Origin of the sequence: Deinococcus sp. (assembly GCF_025362455.1) — a bacterium.
GTDB lineage: Bacteria > Deinococcota > Deinococci > Deinococcales > Deinococcaceae > Deinococcus.
This window is the reverse complement of sequence record NZ_JANYGJ010000037.1, coordinates 1-18,523: the sequence shown is the minus strand read 5'-3', so window position 1 is coordinate 18,523 and position 18,523 is coordinate 1. Positions and strand designations below refer to the sequence as shown.

The window sequence follows — 18,523 nt, the reverse complement described above, 5'->3', positions numbered from 1 at the left end:
GGTGTACAGCGCTCCAGTTCCCGCCCGATGGTCGTGCGGTGAACGCCGAGTTGAGTGGCGATCTGGGCGCAGGAGTGACCCACCTCATAGAGCGCTTCGATCTTGTACCGTAGGGGCAGCGTGATCCGTTGGTAGCACATGATTTCTCCCTTGTCAGAGAAAGCGTAGCCCCTCCGGGTCACGCTGTGCGCTAGCAACTGGAATTCACCAACTGGTTATTGGAGTTTCAACCGTCGCATCAATCTCATCGGACTCAGATAATATAATCTCTGTTTTTGGCTCTGGCCGCACCGCGTGTCGACCAGTAGGAATTTCATCTTTGTCCATGCTCTATCATACGCAACTTGAGTCTGACAGGAAACTTACTCAAAGCTTTTTCATCCTAAGTCTATTGGGAAGCCCGGTCAGTTGCGTCTCTTTCTGCTATACATGCTTGTAATTGCCCCCAAACAAAAAAGCCAGCCACCTTCCGGCGCTGGCTCGCTCCATCTCACCTCAACTCAGGGTTTGGGTTGCTCGCTGCCCTGAATCTTGAGCTTGAGGGCCTCGAATTCGTCGTCGATGGCCTTGCCGCGCCCCAGGTTGGCGAGCTGGGCGTCTATGTCGCCTTCCTCGCGGAGTTGTCCCATCGCCCTGGCCTTGTCCTCCTGGGCAGCCACTTTGCGCTCCATGTCCTCGAAGGCGTTCATGGCGCCACCTGCCCGGTCAAAGCCTGACGCCTTCTCCAATGTTTCGGTGGCCTTGGCGGTCTGGTGGCGGGCCAGGAGCAGTTGCTGCTTGCTTTCCATCTCGTCGATCTTGGCTTCCAGGGCGCGGAGCTGGGTCTTGAGCTGATCGACGTTGCTGGTGCTGAGCTTGAGCTGGTCGTCGAACCCGGCGGCCAGGTCGAGGTAGTTCTGCTTGCGGCGCAGCGCCTCGCGGGCCAGCTCCTCAGAGCCGCCGCGCAGGGCCTCCTCGGCTTTTTTGCCGTACTCCTCGGACAGTCGGCGGTTGGTGGTGGCCTCGCGCTCCAGCTTGGCCTGCTGGGCCATCGACCCGGCGACCTCGGTGCGGGCCTCGCCGTAGGCGCCCCGCATGTCGCGCAGCGTCTGCTCGATAATCAGGCTGGGATCTTCAGCCTTGGAAATCAGGTCGTTGACATTGGCGCGCAGCAGCCGTGACAGACGGTCGAGAATAGACATGAATATCTCCTTGTAAAGCTTTAGCTTTACCGAGTGGAGCGAGTGAGGAAGAAAGTACGTCCTGGCGAGAGTAGAGGGGTGGAGCGCTTTCTGCGGAAACCCGGAACGGCAGCAAGGACGTACTTGGGTGAAACCTCCTGGGGTTCGTGTTCTGGATGACGGTACGCTGCCCATTCTATAAGAGTTGCCCGGCCCCGCGTAGAATCAAGGTGAGATGAAGAGGACGTGACAGCGACCAGCCTGCCCTCCCGCCGCTTGCGGAGCGCCTGAATGCGAGTGCCCGAATGAAGTTCTGGCTGCTGAAATCCGAGCCGGACGTCTTCGGCTACCCTGACCTTGCGCGGGTCGGCGTCGAGCACTGGAACGGCGTGCGGAACTACCAGGCCCGCAATTTCCTGCGCCAGATGGAGGTGGGCGACCTGTGCCTGATCTACCACTCGAACGCCAGGCCGCCGGGCGTGGCCGGTGTGGGGCGCGTGGTGAAGGCGGCGCACCCGGACAATCTGGAATTCGATGTGTCCAGCCCGTATTTCGATGCCCGCAGCAGGCCCGGCGAACCCAGATGGAGCATGGTCGACATTGCCGCCGTCGTGGCGCTACCGAACTATCTGCCACTCGACACGCTGCGCCAGAGGTCGGAGCTGGGCGGCCTGCGACTGCTCCAGAAGGGTACGCGCCTCTCGGTGATGCCGGTGGGCGAGGCCGAGTTCCGTTGCATTCTGAAAGCAGGAGGGCTGAATGACAGCTATGGCAGCTTCGCTTGATCGATGGCGTCAGCCTTGAACCCCCGACCCGCTCGCACCTGCCGCTGCTGACCGGCTGGATGCCCCCAAGCGCATTGCCGGGTCGGTGTGGGATTTGTAACGCTCTTGTAAGCTCCCTGGGCACAGACTGAGGCATGCTTATCGCCCTGGTTATCGCCGCCGCTGCACTGGGTCTTTCGCTCTCCTGCCGCCCCGAAGCGCGGCGCCAGACCGTGCCGGTGGTGGTCCGCAGGCGCCGGAGCTAAACAGCCGGGTCCGAATTCGTAAAATCAAGTTAAGCTGGGGGTGTGAACGACATCGCCCCCGCCTCTGTTGCCGATACGGCTGCCAGCCTGCTCTACCCGCTCTCGGACGGCATCGGCTCGGTGGCGCTGGTCCAGTACGTCGGCGACGACAAGATGATTGTGAACGCTGCGCGGGTTTCATTCGGTGGCGACAGCGACGCCCCACTGGCGGCCCGCGACGAGAAACTGATTTCGTATCTGCTGAAAAACCGGCACGGCAGCCCGTTTGAACACAACCTGATTACATTCAAAGTCATCTGCCCGATTTTTGTCGATCGCCAGATGGTTCGTCATCGTGTCGGGGTCTCAAAAAATGAGGTGTCCGGCAGATATGTAGAAGTTCAGGAGCGTGACTACACCCCAAACGAGTTTCGCAAACAGGCGCCCAGCAATCGCCAGGCCAGCGTCGCCGACGACGGCACGCTCGATCAGGGCGCCGCTCAGGCCATCTGGGCACACGCCTCCGAGACGGCTTTCCGGGCCTACTACGAGCTGCTGGCCCTGGGCGTCACGCGGGAGCAGGCGCGGGGCGTGCTGCCGCTGAGCCTGTACACCGAGTCGTATTACACCTTCAACGTGCGCTCGCTGCTGCATTTCCTGAGCCTGCGCGACCATGACGGCGCCCAGTACGAAACCAGGTTATATGCGCAGGCGATGGGCGAACTGGCCCGGCCCCTGTTTCCGGTGACGTTTGCGGCTTGGGCAGAGATCGGCGAGCACTGACGTTACTTCCGCAGCAGCGCCTTCAGATACGCCTGGGTCGCGTCCAGCACCGGGCGGCTTTTCAGGCAGGCGACCAGGGCGCGGCCAGCGGCGTGCTCCGAGCCGTACAGGGCGCCGAGCAGATGTTCCTGAATCATCGGGTGCAGCCGCCCGCGCACGAACAGCGCCGATTCTACCAGATCGTCGACGGGCAGGTTGTGCCAGAGCTCCCCGTCAAAACTGACGGTCTGGACGGTGGCGCGGCCCCGCAGATCGCTGCTGATGTGGGCGCTGAGCGGTTTTTCCATCCGCCAGGTGATCTGCTCGACGGTGGGCAGCATGGCATTTACCAGATTGAAGACCAGCGAGCGGCCATACAGCGTGATGCGGTCTTGCCGGTCCAGCGGCGCGTGCAGCCCCTGCGCCAGCCGCCGTGAGAGCAGGTCGCCCTCGGCCAGCAGCAGGGCCTGGGCGTCGTCGGGCTGCTGGGAGTGGGGAAGAGGAGAAGGCATGGCGTTATCTTGCCCCAGATTCTGCCGCCCCGCGCTCCATCTCATCCAGCAGTGCGCCCAGCCCGGTCTCGAAGCCGCCGCGAGGCCCACTCAACCCGAACAGCCCACTGCGTTCCAGCACCGCGAACCCGTGGAGGTAAGCCCACAGCGCCACCGTGCGGGCGGTGTCGTCGCTCACGCCGCTCAGGGCGCTTACGGCGTCCTTGACCGCGTTCCAGAGGTCTTTGCTGGGGCTGGGCGTGCTGGGCTGCGGGGGGCGTTCCGAGAGCAGCAACCCGTAGCGGTGCGGACAGGTGCGGGCGTAGTCGAGGTACGCCAGGCTGAGGGCGGTCAGCGCCTCACGCGGCGGTAAGCCAGCGCTGGAAGCACTCAATCGCTGCGCCAGTTCGCATGCGGCGCCGTCTTCCAGAGCCGAGAGCAGCGCCCCCCGGTCCGGAAAGTGCCGGTACAGACTGCTCGGCTGCACGCCCAGCGCGGCGGCCAGCGGGCGCATGTTGAGCGCGGTCTGACCGCCGCCGTCGAGGAGGACCAGGGCGGCCTGGACAACCGAATCCGGCGTGAGTTTGGCAGGGTAGGGCATGGCGAACAGTGTACGTCTTGACACCCCGAACGGGGAGGTATACCTTGTTCACAATCAAGGCGAACAGCGTTAGTCTTATTCGCTCACAAGGAGAACGGCATGTCACTGACCCAGCACGGCGCCCACCTGTTTCGCTCGACTCGCTTTGGGTTTTTCAATAGCTACCTGCTGCGCGACGAGGGCGGCCTGACCCTGATCGACACCAACGTGCCCGGCAGCGCCCCGGCCATCCTGAAGGCGGTGGCCCAGCTCGGTCTGCCGGTGAAACGCATCGTGCTGACCCACGCGCACGGCGACCATGTGGGCAGCCTGGACGCCCTACGCGCCGCCCTGCCCGGCGCCGAGGTCAGCATCAGCGCCCGCGACGCCCGGATTCTGGCTGGTGATCACAGCCTGGACGCGGGCGAATCGCAGCGCAAACTGAAAGGCGACCTGAAGGTGACCCAGACCCGCCCGGACCGCCTGCTGCAAGACGGGGACCGTGTCGGCTCGCTGCGGGCCGTCGCCACGCCGGGACATACGCCGGGCCATTTCGCCTTCCTCGACGAACGGGACGGCACCTTGATCGCCGGGGACGCCTTCCAGACGGCGGCGGGGACGGCGGTGGCGGGCCAGATGCGGTTGCTGTTTCCGTTTCCGGCGCTGGCGACCTGGGACGCTCAGACGGCGATGCAGAGCGCGGCCCGACTGGCGGAGCTGAAGGCGCAGCGGCTGGCGGTCGGGCACGGCGCGGTGCTCGAAGCCCCGGTTCAGGCGATGCGGGCGGCAGTGGCACAGGCGCAGCGACACGTCACCCCGCTGACATGAGCCTGGCCGTGCAGGCGCTGAATTTTGCCGCCGAGCTTGTCGCCTTCGTTTGCCTGGCGCGCTGGGGCTGGACCCTGGACGGGAAGCTCTGGATAAAACTGCTGGCCGCTCTGGCAGGCCCTGTGGCGGCGGCGTTCGTACTGGGAATCTGGGTCTCACCTCCCGCGCCGCGCCGTCTGCCCAGCGCTCGGCGTTTGATGATCGAGGTCGTGCTCTACGGGCTGGCGGTGCTGACCCTGTTCAGGCAGCAGCAGGCTGGGCTGGCGCTGGGCTACGGGTTGCTGGTGCTCGTCATCCTGACCGCCTCGTTTGCTCTGCGCCTGCGCGGGCCGTAAGCCGGAGTCATACCGTCTTGCTCTGATTCCAAGCTATCCGCAAAAAGCGACGGATAGGTTTCCATCGCCGCCACACGGTAGTGTTTGCTACTCCCGTTGGTCGGCCCTCGTCTTCGACTCAACACCATTTGGTATCAGGTGGTCTGCCGGTACAGCGCCACCGCCGCCTGTGCCCCCAGCCGGGGACTGCTCAGCACCGGGACGGAGAGTCTGGTTTGCGTCGCCGCCGGGGCCATCGACGCCTGAGCCAGCACCACCACGGCAGGCAGCGGTTCGGGCAAGCTGTCCAGCTCAGTGGTGATGCAAGCCGTGTACCCGGCCAGGTCGCCCGATTCAAAGAGTGTCCAGGCGCCCGTGCAGAGCTTGATCTGGATGCTCGCAGGCAACCTCAACTTCCGCGCCGCGTCCTCGATGAGCGCCCGCGTCGGCCCCAGGGTGGAGTCCAGGGCGGCCAGGATCAGTACGGCGCCGTTTTGTCCAGCCTTGACCGCCGCCTCGGCCATAGGGCGGTCAATCCTCATCACCGGCAGACGCTCGGAACCCAGCGCCTCCGTCGCGTTCCCAATCGTCGAGCAGGTGCAGACGAGCACGGCGGCCCGGCCTTCCAGCTCACGCAGGAGTTCGCTCAGTCGCCCGGAAACTGCCGCCACGTCTTCCGCCCTGGCCCGCTCCAGCAGGGCTTCCTCGACGATGTGGCGCACGGGAATCTCTGGCGCCAGCTCGGCCAGCAATGCATCAAAGGTCGCTACATGGACTGGTGAGGTGTGCAGGAAGGTCAAACTGGGTGGGGGCATCTGACCGGCAGTTTATCCCGCGTTTTTTCAGGGCGGGAGAGGTATACTTGAACTCAGTCTAAACTTCCCTCTCGCCCAGGAGTGCCCATGATCGACTTTTCCCTGACCGACGAGCAGCGCCAGCTCCAGCAACTCGCCCGCGAGTTCACCCGCCGCGAGATCATTCCGATTGCCGCCGAGTATGACCGCCGCGAGGAGTTGCCCTGGCAGGTCGTGGAGAAGGCGTTTGAGGTCGGGCTGCTCAACCTGTCGATTCCCGAACACGCCGGGGGCCTGGGGCTGGGCATGCTCGACGAAGCCATCATCGGCGAGGAGCTGGCCTACGGCTGTATGGGCATCTACACCGTGCTGATGGCCTCCGAGCTGGGCATCGTGCCGATCCTGGTGGGCGGCAGCGAGGAGCAGCAGCGCCGCTTTCTGACCCCGCTGACGGAGAAGCCTGGCCTGGCCGCCTTCGCCCTGTCCGAGCCCGACAACGGTTCGGACGCCGCCGCCATGAAGACCACCGCCGTGCTGGACGGCGACGAGTGGGTCATCAACGGGACCAAGATGTGGATTTCCAATGGGGGCATCGCCGAGATCACGGTCGTGTTCGCCACCACCGAACGCGGCGGCGGGCACGGGGCGACGGTGGCGCTGGTGGTGCCCAAAGACGCGCCTGGATTCAGTTACAACAAGATCAAGCACAAGATGGGCCAGCGGGCGAGCCTGACCAGCGAACTCGTCTTCGAGAACGTGCGGGTGCCGCGAGGCAACCAGCTCGGCGGGCTGGGCGACGGTTTCAAGATCGCCATGAAGACGCTCGACAAGACGCGTATTCCGGTGGCGGCGGGCTCAGTGGGCATCGCCCGGCGGGCGCTGGACGAGAGCCTCAAGTACGCCAAGGAGCGCGAGGCCTTCGGCAAACCGATCACCAGTTACCAGGCCATTCAGTTCAAGCTCGCCGAGATGAGTATGGGCATCGAAACGGGCCGCCTGATGACCTACAAGGCCGCCTGGCTGGTCGATTCGGGTAGGCCCCACGCCAGCGAGGCCGCGATTGCCAAGGCGTATTGCTCGGAGATGGCCTTTGACGCCGCCAACGAGGCGATTCAGGTTCACGGCGGTTACGGCTACGTCGGCGAGTACCCGGTGGAAAAACTGCTGCGCGACGTCAAGCTCAACCAGATCTACGAGGGAACGAACGAGATTCAGCGCCTAATCATTGCGCGGAATCTGCTGCGCTGAAAGGCGACCCGGCGCCAATCAACTCGTACTCGGCTCGGTAGTGTTCAGCGTGCTCGATCACGAGTGGGCCGGGGTCAGGGCCGGACTGGAAGCCCGGTTGCCAGGCTAGGCGATCCGGCCTGGCAGCGCAGAGTGGCCGCGCATCATCTGAGCGCTTCTCTGGCTCGCTCGGCCTGCCAGAGATGTCGCCGCTCATGGGCCAGGGTTCCGCCGAACGCCTCAAGCAAGCTCATCCGGAACCGTTCCGCTGCGGGGGAAGTGATCTTCACGCGGCTCAGGTCGAGCCCGTCCGCCTTCTCGCTGAGCGCCGACAACTCACGTTGCAGGGTCATGAAGTCTTCGGCGACATGTTCGTTCGGCTGAGCCGGAGGCGCGAACATCGCCGGAGCGGCATTGCCCAGCTTGAAAGGAATGAGCCGCTTGCGCGGGGGCGGCTCCTCGTACCACAGAAACAGGCGAAAGAAGGGGCTGTACCGAAACGGGCCGCTGCCGACCCTGCCCTCGGCCCAGCCTGCGTTCACGGCGGCCTGCATGGTGCTCAGATACAGTTGCCCGACGATATTGAGGTGCGCCAGACATTCCCCGACCGACCACGATTCGGGTGAGGGGCACCTCCACATCTGCTCCTGGCTGACGGCGGCGACGAGTGCCTGCGCCTGCTTCTGGACGGCTGTGAGCTGTCTCTGAATAGCTGTCAATTCAGCGGCTCGCGCCACGATTTCGCTCCTCGCCAGCAGTGTTTCATCGTTCTCAACCTAGCGCCGAGTTCGTGAGAAACGCTCATGCACAGGCCACGGCAGCAGTCGGTGCCGGGTGTCGTCGGCGGGTCGCCGTTCGCTACGCCGCTAGACTTGGCGATCATGACCCTCCAGTACACCCTCCGGCAACGGCCTGACCTCACCGCCTACCAAGCCCTCTGGGCCGCTGCCTGGAACGCGCCCGCTGCGCCTGACCTTGACCGTCTGAGCCATAGCCTCACCTGGGTCTGCGCCTACGCCGATGTGCGGCTCGTCGGCTTCGTCCGTATTGATCGGGACGGTCGCCTGGGACGGAGGCGTTCACGCTTTCCTGCTCGACACCACCGTGCATCCTGAGTTTCAGCGCCGTGGCCTGGGCGCCGAGCTGGTGCGCCGGGTGGCAGCTCAGGCCCAGTCGCGCGGGCTGCACTGGCTCCATGTGGACTTCGGGCCGCACCTGGAGGGCTTTTACCGTGGCTGCGGGTTCAGGGAAACGGGGGCAGGGCTTGATCGCCTTGAAGCCCGACTGACTGTTCTGGGCGACGATTGTTCCAGACCTTCCGGCGTAGAGTTGAGGAACCCCAGTTGAGAACACATCGCCGGTCCTGCTAAACTTGGACTCAGTATAAAAGAAGCACGAGGAGACTCCCTGATGAAGATTCTGACCTTAATCCGGCAGGTGCCGGACGCCGAGGCCCGCGTGAAGCTCAGCGGCAACGTGGTGGACTTAGGCGGCACCACCGTCGTGATGGATGGCATGGACGAGTACGGTGTGGAGGCCGCCCTGCGACTGCGCGAGGCCGGAGCCGAGGCCGAGATCATCGCCGTGGCCGTGGGGCCGCAACGCAACGAGGACGCCCTGCGAACCGCCCTGGCGATGGGTGTGGACCGCGCCGTACACATCGAAACCGAGGAGCGCCTGGACGCCGTGGCACTCAGTAAAGTGATCGCTGGACTGGCCCGCTCCGAAGGTGCCGAGCTGATCTTGCTGGGCGGCCAGGAAGCCGACTGGGACTCGCAGGCGCTGGGCGCGGCGACGGCGGAGCGCTTAGGATGGGCACAACTGACCTGGACCAACGAACTGCACCTGAATGGCACGGCGCTGACCGGGCGCCACGATGTAGACGACGGCAACGAGAGCTTCGAAACTCACTTGCCCGCCGTCGTCACCACCCAGCAGGGTCTCAACGAGCCGCGCTACCCGACGCTGCCCAACATCATGAAGGCCAAGAAGAAGGAGCTGCGCAAGGATGACCTGGCGACCTACGGCGCCGCGCCAAGTCTGAACTACGTCAGCGCCGAGATTCAGGTGCGTGCCCGGCTGAACAGGGTCATCGACGGCAAAGACCCCCAGGCGGCGGCGGCGCAGCTCATCGACCTCCTCAGAAACGAAGCGAAGGTGATCCGGTGATTTTAGTCGTAGCGGAACATACGGGCGGCAAGCTGGCCAAGGCGAGTCTGGAGATGGTGAGCGCGGCCCGCAGCAGTGGCCGCGAGGGACCGATCACGCTGCTGGTTCTCGGTCACGGCGTCGCGGGCGTGGCTGCCGAGGCTGCCGCCGTGGCCGATCAGGTGCTAGTGGCCGACCTGAGCGAGCTGGCGACCTACGACGCCGAGCTGTGGGCGGCGGCCACCGCCCAGATCGCCCGCGCGGGCGAGGCCCACACCGTCATTACCCCTGGCAGCCGTTCGGGCCGCGAGTACGCGCCGCGCGTGGCCGTCAAGCTCGACGCGCCGTACCTCGAAGACGCCATTTCACTCAGCGCACATGGGGACGCCCTGCGCGCCCAGCGCTACACCTACCTCTCCCGCGTCACCGAGACGGTGGAGGCGAGTGGGCCGGTGGTCGTGGTGAGCGCCAAGCCGGGGGCCTTCGCGCCCGCCGCGCCGCTGGGGGCGCCCGGCGAGCAGTACGACATCGACCTGGACCTGCCTGAGCGCCGCGTGACCATCACGGGCCGCAGCGTCGAGAAGTCCAGCCGCGTCGCCTTATCGGAGGCCGACATCATCGTGACCGGCGGGCGCGGCGTGGGCAACGCCGAGAACTTCGCCCGACTCATCGAGCCGCTGGCCGACAACCTGGGCGCCGGGGTGGGCGCCACGCGGGCCGTGGTGGACGCGGGCTGGCGCCCCTACGCCGAGCAGGTCGGCCAGACCGGCAAGACCGTGCAGCCGGGCGCCTACATCGCGCTGGGCGTGTCCGGCGCGGTGCAGCACCTGTCCGGTATGGGCAAGAGCAAGTACATCGTGGCGATCAACAAGGACGCCGAGGCCCCCATCTTCAAGGTCGCCGACTACGGCATCGTCGGCGACGTCAGCGAGATCGTCCCCGCGCTGATCGAGGCCAGCAGGCGCTGAGCCGAAGTCTGGACAGTCAGCCGCCCGGTCCACGCTGGGCGGTTTTTCTATTCCGTTCGGATGCTGCCGCCTGACAGCGCCCAGACGTTCGGCTAGAATCATGGCTACAGCACAACTCAACCTCTCGGTGCTCCACAGGAGTGTCGTCATGGATAAGCGTCTCGCCGCCGTTGCCCTGGGTCTTTTGCTCGCGTCGTGTGCTCAGCAGACTGCTCCGTCTTCGTTCAGCACGCCCTATGCCCAGACACCGTATGCCCAGCGACCGGAACTTCAGGACGCCGGAAGCCAGGCCATCTTGCAGCGTTACGGCGACGATCCGGGGCTGGCCCAGGCACTCAGGGAGGCGTACCACGAGGCGCCGCGCTCGCTCGGCTTGCCTGCCGCGCCCGCGCTCACGGCGCAGCACTTGACCTCGGACCGGCTGGCCTACGTCAAGTCGGTGGGCTGGGGCAGCGTGGGGCAGTATGACGGCCAGTACGCCGCCTACGCCCTGACAGGTGGACCCTATCCCGGCCTGAACTGGACCCGCGACGGCTGCTCGGCGCCGAGTGGGCTGGGACTCGGCTACACCGGAGATTTCCGGCCCGCCTGCAACGTCCACGACTTCGGCTACCGCAACCTGAAAGTGCTGGAGCGCACCGACGCCAACCGCCGCACGACCGACGAGGCGTTCTACAGCAACATGAAAGTCATCTGCGGCGCCAAACCCTGGTACAAGGAGCCGCCCTGCTTCGCCGCCGCCTACGCCTAGAGCAGTACTCCGAATTACGCCACGGGGAAAACAGCCTCCCCGCGCCTCCATTCTGCGCCTTGCTCAGTCAAAACTACTCGCTCCGCTCGGTCATAAAAAGACCCTTTTTATGACATCTGCTTTATTACCAGGCGGTGCGGGTCAATGGAGCCAGCAGCTTTCAGTAGCGGCCCGCTGTTCCGGCCCCAGCGGATAAACTATACTTAAGTATTCATGAAGCGACCCTGGTGCCTCTCTCTGCTGACGCTGGCGACCCTGCTGACGGCCTGCCGCCCAGAGCCGCTGCCTGACGACCGTGCTGCCAATGATCGTGCTGCCAATGACCGTGCTGTCAATGACCGTGCTGCCACCGACTATGCCAGCCGAAGTGAGCTTCAAGACGCGCAGAGTCAGTTTATTCTGGCGCAGGTCGGTCACGATCCCCGCTTGATCGCCACGCTTCAGGAGGCGTATGGGGAAGCGCCCGCGCCTCAAGCCCCCAATACTCAGGCGCTGCCTGCGCCGGTTGGCCGCCTGGAATTCGTCAAGTCGCTGGCCTGGGGCAACGTGCAGAACTTTGAGGCGGCGTCGTTCCGGCGCGACTTCATCGACACCCTGCACCCCGGCCTGGATTGGAGCACCGACGGCTGCTCCACGCCGCCCGGCCTGGATTTTGGCTACCACGAGACGTTTCGCCCGGCCTGCCTGGTCCACGATTTCGGCTATCACAATCTCAGGTTGCTCGAACGCACCCCGGAAAACCGGACCAGAACCGACGAGGCGTTTTTCAGCAACCTGAAAGCCATCTGCGCCGCCCGTTTTCCGCCGGAGCGCCCAAGCTGCTACGTCGTCGCCTACATGTACGAGGAAGGTGTGCGGCTGGGCGGCGCCGCCCTGTTCTGAGTTGGCCTGTTTTGAGTGGGCCTGTTTCGAGCGGGAGTCGCCGCTTCGCGTTTCTGCTGGGCCTGGGTGCGCTGCTGGCGGCCTGTGCGCCCGCCGCGTCACCGACGAGCGCCGCAGCGGAGCCGCTGAATGCTCAGGGCCGCCTGGCGTATGTCAAGGCGCTGGCCTGGGGCAGCATGCAGAACTTTGAGGCCGCCTACGCCAGTCAGGCCAGCAACGATGCCCCCTACCCCGATCTGGACTGGAGCCGCGACGGCTGCTCGGCGCCGCCGGGCCTGGACCTCGGCTACGGCGAGGTGTTTCGCCCGGCCTGCAACATCCACGACTTCGGCTACCGCAACCTCAGAGTGCTGGAGCGCACGCCCCAGAACCGCGAAACCACCGACCACGCCTTCTACGCCGACATGCAGGCCATCTGCGCGGCGCTGATCTGGATCAAACGGCCTGAGTGCAGTGCGGCGGCGCTGATCTACGAATCCGGCGTGCGGCTGGGCGGAACGAGTCACTTCTAACGGTCCAGCTCACGAGAATTCCAGCACCGTCTCGTGATCGAGCCCCAGCTTGCGGGCCTCGCGGATGGCGGCGCCGCGCTCGCCCCGCTCAACAGCCGCCATGAAGGCCGGACTGGCCGCCAACGTCGTCAGCACCCAGAAGTCGCCCCAGGCTTCCAGGCCCCAGCGCTGGCGCATGATCTGGGCGCACCTGGTCCAGACCGGCTCGCTCATCTCTTCGAGCGGTGCGATGAAGTGCGTCTCGCCGTCGGTGCCGGGCGTCCGGCGGACCTCGCGGGCGTAGTCGCGCTTCTCGTGGGCGTTCATGCCCTCCCAGGTGCCCTCCTGGCAATACACGGCGGGAAAGGCGCTGAAGGTGTCGCGGCAGCGGGTGGGCCGCACCTCGTAGCGGGTACAGGCGCCGTCCGGGCCGAGCAGCGGGCAGTAGCCGACCTTGAGGCGGTGGCGCTTGACATATTCGTCTTCATTCGGCGCCGTGCGGGCGTTGTGCAGCACCTTGCGGGCGTGCTTCTCGACCCGGCGTGCTTCCTCCGGGCTCAGCACGCTGGCGACCAGCGCCGCTTCGGCCAGGCTCAGGCGAATGGGCATGTTGCAGCAGCCGAAGCAGCCAGCAGCGCAGTGGACCGCGCCGCCCTGGGCCGTGAAGTCCGTCAGGAAACGGCCCGCCGCCTTCTCGTAGCGGGCGTAGGCGCCGCGCACGGCCTGGAGCACGGCAGGATCGGGGGTGAAGTGGGGCGCGGTCATCTGAGGCAGCATAGAGCAGGGGAGGAGTGGGGCGCCGTCACCGACATTGGCTTTCAGTTCGTTCACACCGCCTTCACAAGCCCTCCCCGCGCCGTTCATGTGCCCCGGCCTACCTTGAATGCAGGCGAGAGAAGCAGCCTGCTCCCCGCCCCAAGGAGAGATCACATGGACGTCATCATCAACAACCCCGCCACCTCTGCACTGCTCCAGACCCAGTACGCCCCCGTCAGCCAGACCCCCTACGGCTACCCCGGCTACGACGGCTACCAGGGCCATCACTTCCACGGCGGCCCCGGCTTCGTGCTGCCGCTGCTGCTGCTCGGCGGCTTTCTGTTTCTGCGCGGCAGAGGCAAGCGCCGCCGCCAGATGATGGGCCGCTCTCAGATGCAGAATGGCCAGATGCAGAACAGTCAGACGCAGAACAGTCAGACGCAGAACAGTCAGACGCAAGGGAGCGCCATGCCCGGCAATTTCATGGACGACATTCGGGAAAACTTCCGGCGCGGACGCCAGCAGTTCGTGACCGACAGTGCCCTTGACATCGCCCGCGAACGCTACGCACGCGGCGAGATCACCGCCGAGGAGTACCAGACGATCCTCAAGACCCTGGGCGCTCAACCGGGCGGCAATCAGCCCCCGCCCACCACCGCCACCACCGCCACCATCGTCTGACCTCCCTGAGACGCCCGAAGCACCTGACCGGGCGTCCCAATCTCTTCTCACAAGCCGCAAGCCGCAGGCCACAAGCCGCCCCATCCCCTATCCTCAGAGGCAACCATGTCCGCCACCATACTGATCGTCGAGGACGAACCCCGCCTGGCCGATATTCTGGAGCAGTACCTGCGCCGGGGCGGCTACCACACCGAGCGGGCGGCCACCGGGCTGCGGGCGCTGGAGCTGTGGCGCTCGGCCCGGCCCGCGCTGATTTTGCTCGACCTGATGCTGCCGGACCAGGCGGGCACCCAGATGGACGGCCTGGAGGTGGCGCGGCGCATTCGGGCCGAGTCGCAACTGCCGATCATCATGCTCACGGCGCTCGACGAGGAGCTGGACCGGCTGCTGGGGCTGGGCATCGGGGCCGACGACTACGTGGTCAAGCCGTACAGCCCGCGTGAGGTGGTGGCGCGGGTGGGCGCGGTGCTGAGGCGCTCCGGCAGCGCGGCGCCCCCGCCCGGCAGGCTGGTGGTGGGCGAGCTGAGCGTGGACCTGGCCGCCTTCGAGGCCCGCTGCGGGGGTGAGCCCCTCGATCTGACCGCCGCCGAACTGCGGCTGCTCTCCTCGCTGGCGCGCGACCCCGGCGTGGTTCGCAGCCGCGCTGAACTGCTCTTCGCGCTGGGCGGACTGGACCGGGGCACCGACGAGCGCACCGTGGACGCCCATGTCAAGAACCTGCGCCGCAAGCTGGGCCGCTGCGGTGAGCAGCTCGAAACCGTGCGCGGCGTCGGCTACCGGCTGCGGGCCTGATGCCGGGCGGGCGGGCGAAGCACCCCTTCAGGGCGCGGCGGCGTCCCGGTGGCCTGCGGCGGCGCCTGACCCGCATGTTCGTGCTGCTGGCCCTGTTCGCGGTGGTGCTGACCTCACTGCTGACGGTCACGGCGGCCTACCGGACGCTGGGCCGGGTGGCGCCGGAGCTGGGCCTGCCGACCTTCAGCGTCGGTGGCCCGCCCTGGGAGGCCGCCGATCTCACGCCGCAGCAGCAGCGCTGGCGGTTGCTGGGCCGGGCGGTGGGCTCGGAGTTGCGCCGCAGCGCCCTCATCGCCGGACTCATCAGCTTCGCCTTCGCGGCGCTACTCTCGGCCCTGTTCACCCGGCAGCTCACCCGGCCCCTGCTGCGGTTGGCCGAGGGTGCCCGGCGCCTGGAAGCCGGTGAGCGCGACCTGCAACTGCTGGTTCCGCCCCGTCAGGACGAGTTGCGCGACCTGACGCTGGCCTTCAATACCCTGACGAAGAGCCTGGCCCGGCAGGAAGCCTGGCGCCGCAGCCTGATGGCCGACATCGCCCATGACCTGCGCACACCCCTGGCCGTGCTCAGGTCCGAGGTGGAGGCCATGCAAGACGGTGTAAACCCCACCGACGAGGCCGGGCTGGGCCGCCTCCACGGCGAGGTGCTGGTGCTGGCCCGGCTGGTGACCGATCTGCGGACGCTCAGCCTGGCCGAGAGCGGCGCCATGGACGTGCATCTCGCGCCCCTGGACGCCGCCGGGCTGCTGAAAACGCTGGCGGCCTCCTACCAGGCACCGGCTCAGGCTGCCGGACTTTGCATTCAGCTCAGCGCCCCGGTGCCGGTCATGATCCTGGCCGACAGGCAGCGGCTCCTCCAGGTGCTTCACAACCTGCTCGACAACGCCCTGCGGTACGCCGCGCCGGAAGCGGGAACCACCGGCATCCTCGCCCTGAGCGCCCACGTCGAAGGTCGCTTGGGCGTCGTCACCGTGCGCGATCACGGCCCCGGCTTCGCCCCGGACGCGCTGGGCCGCGCCTTCGAGCGCTTCTACCGGGCCGACGCCAGCCGCAGCCTTATCGTCAGCCACAACCCCATCAGCCACAACACCATCAGTCACAGCCCCGCCGCTCAGCGCAGCAGTGGCCTGGGCCTGGCGATTGCCCGCGCACTGGTGCAGGCCCAGGGCGGCGAGGTCGTGGCCCGCAACCACCCCCAGGGCGGCGCCGAGTTCACCGTGAGGCTGCCGCTGGATGGGATGGAAGAGTTCAGCGTGGAGTTGCGCTAAGCCTGCGCCAGAAGTCCAGCACTGCCTCTGTGACCTCCAGGGTCGTGTCGAGGTGGACATAATGCCCGGTGTCGGAGGTCCAGACCGCCTGGCCCCGGCTGGAGGTGGCAATCAGGCGTTCATGCTGTGAGCGCCGGGCGTAGAAGCGGCCTTTGTCCTGCGGCGGGGTGTACCCCGGCCCGATCAGCAGCAATGGCAAATCGCCGAGTGTTCCAGCGTCCAGATCGGAGACCTCGAAATGCTTCAGCGCCAGCCGCTCTGGGCTGTCTCCATGCGGTTTGGGCGAGGTGGGCGGCGGTGTCGGGTCGAGGAGCACCAGGCCGCCGACCTGACCGGGAAACTGCCGCGCGAAGGCCCAGGCGATCAGCCCGCCCAGCGAGTGCCCGACCAGCGTTGGAGGTCGGGTCAGCTCCAGCGCGTTCAGCATGGCCTGTAACTCACCGAACAGCTCAGCCCACGAGCGGTCGTCGTCCGGCGCCTCGCTGCCTCCAACGCCAGCTCGATCATAAGCGGCCACCCTGGAGGTCGCGGCCAATCTCGATGCCAAGCCAACCCGCAGCATCAACGTGCCGTGCCAGTGCGGCTGCGCTTCCTGGGGTCCAGGATGCCGGAACCACCACGAGGCCGGATCGCCCAGCCCGGCAAGCAGGACGAAGGCCGGTTCTCCCTCGCCCCGTTCGCTAAGCTGGACGCGCTTCCCGGCGTGCAAGATGGTCCTCAGATCCGCCAGGTCGAAGTTGGACATTCAGCCCATCATACGCAGGAGCAGCTTCACTCCCCCAGCGCCCCCTCGATGTCGCTCAGAATGTCGCCCACGTCCTCGATGCCGATTGAAAATCTCAGCAGCCCCGGCGTGATGCCCAAGTGGCGCCGCTCGTCCTCGCTGAGCACGCGGTGGGAGGTGCTCCAGGGGTGCGATAAGGTGCTCTGCACATCGGCCAGGCTGGGGGCCAGCGGAATCTTGCCCGCCAGGGCTTTCACGAAGGCCGGGGCGCCCTCCACCTCGGCGCTGAGCATGCCGCCAAACCCGTTCGGAAACAGCTCGGCGGCCCGGACAAACTGCGGGTGGCTGCTCAGGCCCGGATGGTAGACCCGCTTCACGCGGGGGTGGTTCGCCAGCACGTCGGCCACCGCCTGGGCGTTGCCGGAGTGCGCCCGCATCCGCAGGCCCAGGGTCTTGAGGCCCTGCATGGTCATCCAGGCGTCGAAGGCGCTGATGGTGCCGCCCAGGCGCAGCAGCCGGATGCGGGCGAGGGCCACCAGCTCGCCGGAGGCGCACAGCACGCCACCAAAGGCCGTGCTGTGGCCGCTGAGGTACTTGCTGAGCGAATGCGTCACCAGGTCGGCGCCGTGCAGGGCCGGGCGAAACACGGCGGGGCTGGCGAAGGTGTTGTCCACGCTCAGCAAAGCATGGTGCCGGTGGGCCAGCTCGGCCAGCGCGGGCACGTCCGGCATGGTCATCAGCGGGTTGGTCAGGCTCTCGACGTGAACGATGCGGGTGTTGGGCCGCATCGCTGCCTCGACTTCTTCCAGATTCAGCGCGTCCACGAAGCTGGCCTCGATGCCCAGGCGCGGGAACTCATCTTTGAGCAGCGCGTAGCTGACGCCGTAGACGCGGGCGTCGGTGACGATATGGTCGCCGACTTTGAGCACGCCCAGCAGCGCCGCACTGATGGCCGCCATGCCGCTGGCCGCCACCAGTGCTGCCTCGGTGCCTTCCAGCACGGCGAGGGCACGCTCCAGGCTGCCTGCGTTGGGCGTGCCGTTGCGGTAGTAGAAGCTGCTGGGCACCCGTCCGCTCATGGCCTCTTCGAGCGCGTCCAGATCGGGGTAGGCGTAGACGGTGCTCTGGTAGATCGGCTCGGCCAGGGGCGTGGAGCCGTTGCTTCGGGCCTCCTCGCCGGAGCGGGCGGCCAGGGTGCTCAGATCATAGTGGGTGGCCGGATGCTCGGAGTCGGACATGGCGCCCAGGATAGAGCAGTTCTCCGAATTCCGTCATAGGGCTTGCCCGCCGCCCCATGACTTCACTGTCTTGGACAGGACGGCACCGACCGGGCCTTCCTGGCCAAAACGGACTGTCGTCGTGAACGGAGAGGCCAGTGGGCAGGCGTCCCCAGGGGCGTGCGTTCTGCCCAAGAAGGCCCGATAGGCGAGCAGGCCCGATAGGTGCCGTTGTGCTCAAGACAGTGCCGTTCTGGACAAGAACGCGCCTGGGCACGCCACTCCTCCCCATGAGGACGCCTGGCCGCTGGCCGCCTCCGCCCTGCCCGACGTATTACACCCGCTTTACTCGGACATGAGAATGAGATTTTTATGTCAAATGTTCCAGTGCCTGCCGTCAGGGCGCGGTAACGGCGAGTCGCTAGAGCAGTACTCCAAATTACGCCACGGGGAAAACAGCCTCCCCGCGCCTCCATTCTGCGTCCTGCTCAGTCAAAACTACTCGCTCCGCTCGGTCATAAAAAGGGTCTTTTTATGACATCTGCTCTAGAGTGGGTGCATGAAGACGATTGCTTCTCTGCTCGCCAGCCTGAGCCTGCTCAGCGTGCTTGGCGCCGCGTCGGCCCAGACTCAACCGCGCAGCCTCGACGGCACCTGGAGCGGCACCATCCGCTGCCAGAAAA

General features: G+C 66.2%; 23 protein-coding genes. 14 read left to right on the top strand and 9 right to left on the bottom strand.

Annotation, left to right across the window (positions count from 1 at the left end; all coding sequences use genetic code 11):
- Together Q0R23_RS18485 and Q0R23_RS02645 are read right to left on the bottom strand one after the other, a co-directional pair.
- The coding region (locus Q0R23_RS18485) for a helix-turn-helix domain-containing protein (RefSeq protein WP_366520376.1) at positions 1 to 140 on the bottom strand (140 nt) is incomplete at its 3' end.
- A gap of 360 nt (positions 141 to 500) precedes the next feature.
- Complete coding sequence (locus Q0R23_RS02645; RefSeq protein ID WP_293910083.1) at positions 501 to 1,181, bottom strand: PspA/IM30 family protein; 681 nt, start codon at positions 1,179 to 1,181, stop codon at positions 501 to 503.
- Positions 1,182 to 1,465: 284 nt separating this feature from the next.
- Here Q0R23_RS02645 and Q0R23_RS02640 point away from each other — a divergent pair, with 284 nt between their 5' ends.
- Positions 1,466 to 1,945: an EVE domain-containing protein gene (locus Q0R23_RS02640; RefSeq protein ID WP_293910081.1), complete on the top strand. Its 480-nt coding sequence runs from the start codon at positions 1,466 to 1,468 to the stop codon at positions 1,943 to 1,945.
- 287 nt (positions 1,946 to 2,232) lie between these two features.
- Positions 2,233 to 2,952, top strand: coding sequence for an FAD-dependent thymidylate synthase (gene thyX / locus Q0R23_RS02635; RefSeq protein ID WP_293910079.1), 720 nt, complete (start codon positions 2,233 to 2,235; stop codon positions 2,950 to 2,952).
- 2 nt (positions 2,953 to 2,954) lie between these two features.
- On the opposite strand, the gene Q0R23_RS02630 is transcribed toward thyX, so the two are convergent.
- Both Q0R23_RS02630 and Q0R23_RS02625 read right to left on the bottom strand, forming a co-directional pair.
- Positions 2,955 to 3,443 carry a hypothetical protein gene (locus Q0R23_RS02630; protein WP_293910077.1) on the bottom strand — a complete coding sequence of 163 codons (489 nt, stop codon included), beginning with the start codon at positions 3,441 to 3,443 and terminating at the stop codon, positions 2,955 to 2,957.
- Between the two features lie 4 nt (positions 3,444 to 3,447).
- Positions 3,448 to 4,023: a TetR/AcrR family transcriptional regulator gene (locus Q0R23_RS02625; protein ID WP_293910075.1), complete on the bottom strand. Its 576-nt coding sequence runs from the start codon at positions 4,021 to 4,023 to the stop codon at positions 3,448 to 3,450.
- Between the two features lie 99 nt (positions 4,024 to 4,122).
- Between Q0R23_RS02625 and Q0R23_RS02620 the strand changes: the two genes are divergently transcribed.
- Together Q0R23_RS02620 and Q0R23_RS02615 are read left to right on the top strand one after the other, a co-directional pair.
- Positions 4,123 to 4,830 (top strand): MBL fold metallo-hydrolase, encoded by a 708-nt coding sequence (locus Q0R23_RS02620; RefSeq protein ID WP_293910073.1) that lies wholly within the window; start codon positions 4,123 to 4,125, stop codon positions 4,828 to 4,830.
- Positions 4,827 to 5,165, top strand: coding sequence for a DUF2568 domain-containing protein (locus tag Q0R23_RS02615; RefSeq protein WP_293910071.1), 339 nt, complete (start codon positions 4,827 to 4,829; stop codon positions 5,163 to 5,165). The genes Q0R23_RS02620 and Q0R23_RS02615 overlap by 4 nt, the downstream gene beginning before the upstream one ends.
- A gap of 134 nt (positions 5,166 to 5,299) precedes the next feature.
- On the opposite strand, the gene Q0R23_RS02610 is transcribed toward Q0R23_RS02615, so the two are convergent.
- Complete coding sequence (locus Q0R23_RS02610) at positions 5,300 to 5,959, bottom strand: hypothetical protein (protein ID WP_293910069.1); 660 nt, start codon at positions 5,957 to 5,959, stop codon at positions 5,300 to 5,302.
- Positions 5,960 to 6,046: 87 nt separating this feature from the next.
- On the opposite strand from Q0R23_RS02610, the gene Q0R23_RS02605 reads away from it, so the two are divergent.
- Positions 6,047 to 7,186, top strand: a complete 1,140-nt coding sequence (locus tag Q0R23_RS02605; protein WP_293910067.1) for an acyl-CoA dehydrogenase family protein — start codon at positions 6,047 to 6,049, stop codon at positions 7,184 to 7,186.
- 143 nt (positions 7,187 to 7,329) lie between these two features.
- Here Q0R23_RS02605 and Q0R23_RS02600 read toward each other — a convergent pair whose 3' ends face one another.
- Complete coding sequence (locus Q0R23_RS02600; protein WP_293910065.1) at positions 7,330 to 7,902, bottom strand: DinB family protein; 573 nt, start codon at positions 7,900 to 7,902, stop codon at positions 7,330 to 7,332.
- 310 nt (positions 7,903 to 8,212) lie between these two features.
- Between Q0R23_RS02600 and Q0R23_RS02595 the strand changes: the two genes are divergently transcribed.
- The 6 genes from Q0R23_RS02595 to Q0R23_RS02570 all read left to right on the top strand — a co-directional run bounded on the left by Q0R23_RS02595 (position 8,213) and on the right by Q0R23_RS02570 (position 12,426).
- On the top strand, positions 8,213 to 8,512 hold the full coding sequence (locus tag Q0R23_RS02595; RefSeq protein ID WP_293910063.1) for a GNAT family N-acetyltransferase: 300 nt from the start codon (positions 8,213 to 8,215) through the stop codon (positions 8,510 to 8,512).
- A 63-nt stretch (positions 8,513 to 8,575) separates the two neighbouring features.
- The gene (locus Q0R23_RS02590) at positions 8,576 to 9,334 is read left to right on the top strand and encodes an electron transfer flavoprotein subunit beta/FixA family protein (RefSeq protein ID WP_293910061.1); all 759 of its coding nucleotides are present in this window, start codon (positions 8,576 to 8,578) and stop codon (positions 9,332 to 9,334) included.
- On the top strand, positions 9,331 to 10,281 hold the full coding sequence (locus tag Q0R23_RS02585; protein WP_293910059.1) for an electron transfer flavoprotein subunit alpha/FixB family protein: 951 nt from the start codon (positions 9,331 to 9,333) through the stop codon (positions 10,279 to 10,281). Before Q0R23_RS02590 ends, Q0R23_RS02585 begins: the two co-directional genes overlap by 4 nt.
- A gap of 148 nt (positions 10,282 to 10,429) precedes the next feature.
- The gene (locus Q0R23_RS02580) at positions 10,430 to 11,032 is read left to right on the top strand and encodes a phospholipase A2 (protein WP_293910057.1); all 603 of its coding nucleotides are present in this window, start codon (positions 10,430 to 10,432) and stop codon (positions 11,030 to 11,032) included.
- 213 nt (positions 11,033 to 11,245) lie between these two features.
- Complete coding sequence (locus tag Q0R23_RS02575; protein WP_293910055.1) at positions 11,246 to 11,914, top strand: phospholipase A2; 669 nt, start codon at positions 11,246 to 11,248, stop codon at positions 11,912 to 11,914.
- An 11-nt stretch (positions 11,915 to 11,925) separates the two neighbouring features.
- Entirely contained in the window at positions 11,926 to 12,426 is a 501-nt protein-coding gene (locus Q0R23_RS02570) for a phospholipase A2 (protein ID WP_293910053.1), read from the top strand.
- Positions 12,427 to 12,435: 9 nt separating this feature from the next.
- Here Q0R23_RS02570 and Q0R23_RS02565 read toward each other — a convergent pair whose 3' ends face one another.
- Complete coding sequence (locus tag Q0R23_RS02565; protein WP_293910051.1) at positions 12,436 to 13,170, bottom strand: YkgJ family cysteine cluster protein; 735 nt, start codon at positions 13,168 to 13,170, stop codon at positions 12,436 to 12,438.
- Positions 13,171 to 13,335: 165 nt separating this feature from the next.
- Between Q0R23_RS02565 and Q0R23_RS02560 the strand changes: the two genes are divergently transcribed.
- The 3 genes from Q0R23_RS02560 (at position 13,336) to Q0R23_RS02550 (ending at position 15,899) form a co-directional block, all read left to right on the top strand.
- The gene (locus Q0R23_RS02560; protein WP_293910049.1) at positions 13,336 to 13,842 is read left to right on the top strand and encodes an SHOCT domain-containing protein; all 507 of its coding nucleotides are present in this window, start codon (positions 13,336 to 13,338) and stop codon (positions 13,840 to 13,842) included.
- A gap of 105 nt (positions 13,843 to 13,947) precedes the next feature.
- Entirely contained in the window at positions 13,948 to 14,634 is a 687-nt protein-coding gene (locus Q0R23_RS02555) for a response regulator (protein WP_293910047.1), read from the top strand.
- Complete coding sequence (locus Q0R23_RS02550; RefSeq protein ID WP_293910045.1) at positions 14,634 to 15,899, top strand: ATP-binding protein; 1,266 nt, start codon at positions 14,634 to 14,636, stop codon at positions 15,897 to 15,899. Before Q0R23_RS02555 ends, Q0R23_RS02550 begins: the two co-directional genes overlap by 1 nt.
- Here the strand turns inward: Q0R23_RS02550 and Q0R23_RS02545 are convergent.
- Both Q0R23_RS02545 and Q0R23_RS02540 read right to left on the bottom strand, forming a co-directional pair.
- On the bottom strand, positions 15,880 to 16,644 hold the full coding sequence (locus Q0R23_RS02545; RefSeq protein WP_293910043.1) for an alpha/beta hydrolase: 765 nt from the start codon (positions 16,642 to 16,644) through the stop codon (positions 15,880 to 15,882). The two genes, Q0R23_RS02550 and Q0R23_RS02545, sit on opposite strands and share 20 nt — an antisense overlap.
- Positions 16,645 to 16,670: 26 nt before the next feature.
- Positions 16,671 to 17,861 (bottom strand): aminotransferase class I/II-fold pyridoxal phosphate-dependent enzyme, encoded by a 1,191-nt coding sequence (locus Q0R23_RS02540; protein ID WP_293910041.1) that lies wholly within the window; start codon positions 17,859 to 17,861, stop codon positions 16,671 to 16,673.
- Positions 17,862 to 18,523 lie beyond the last annotated feature (662 nt).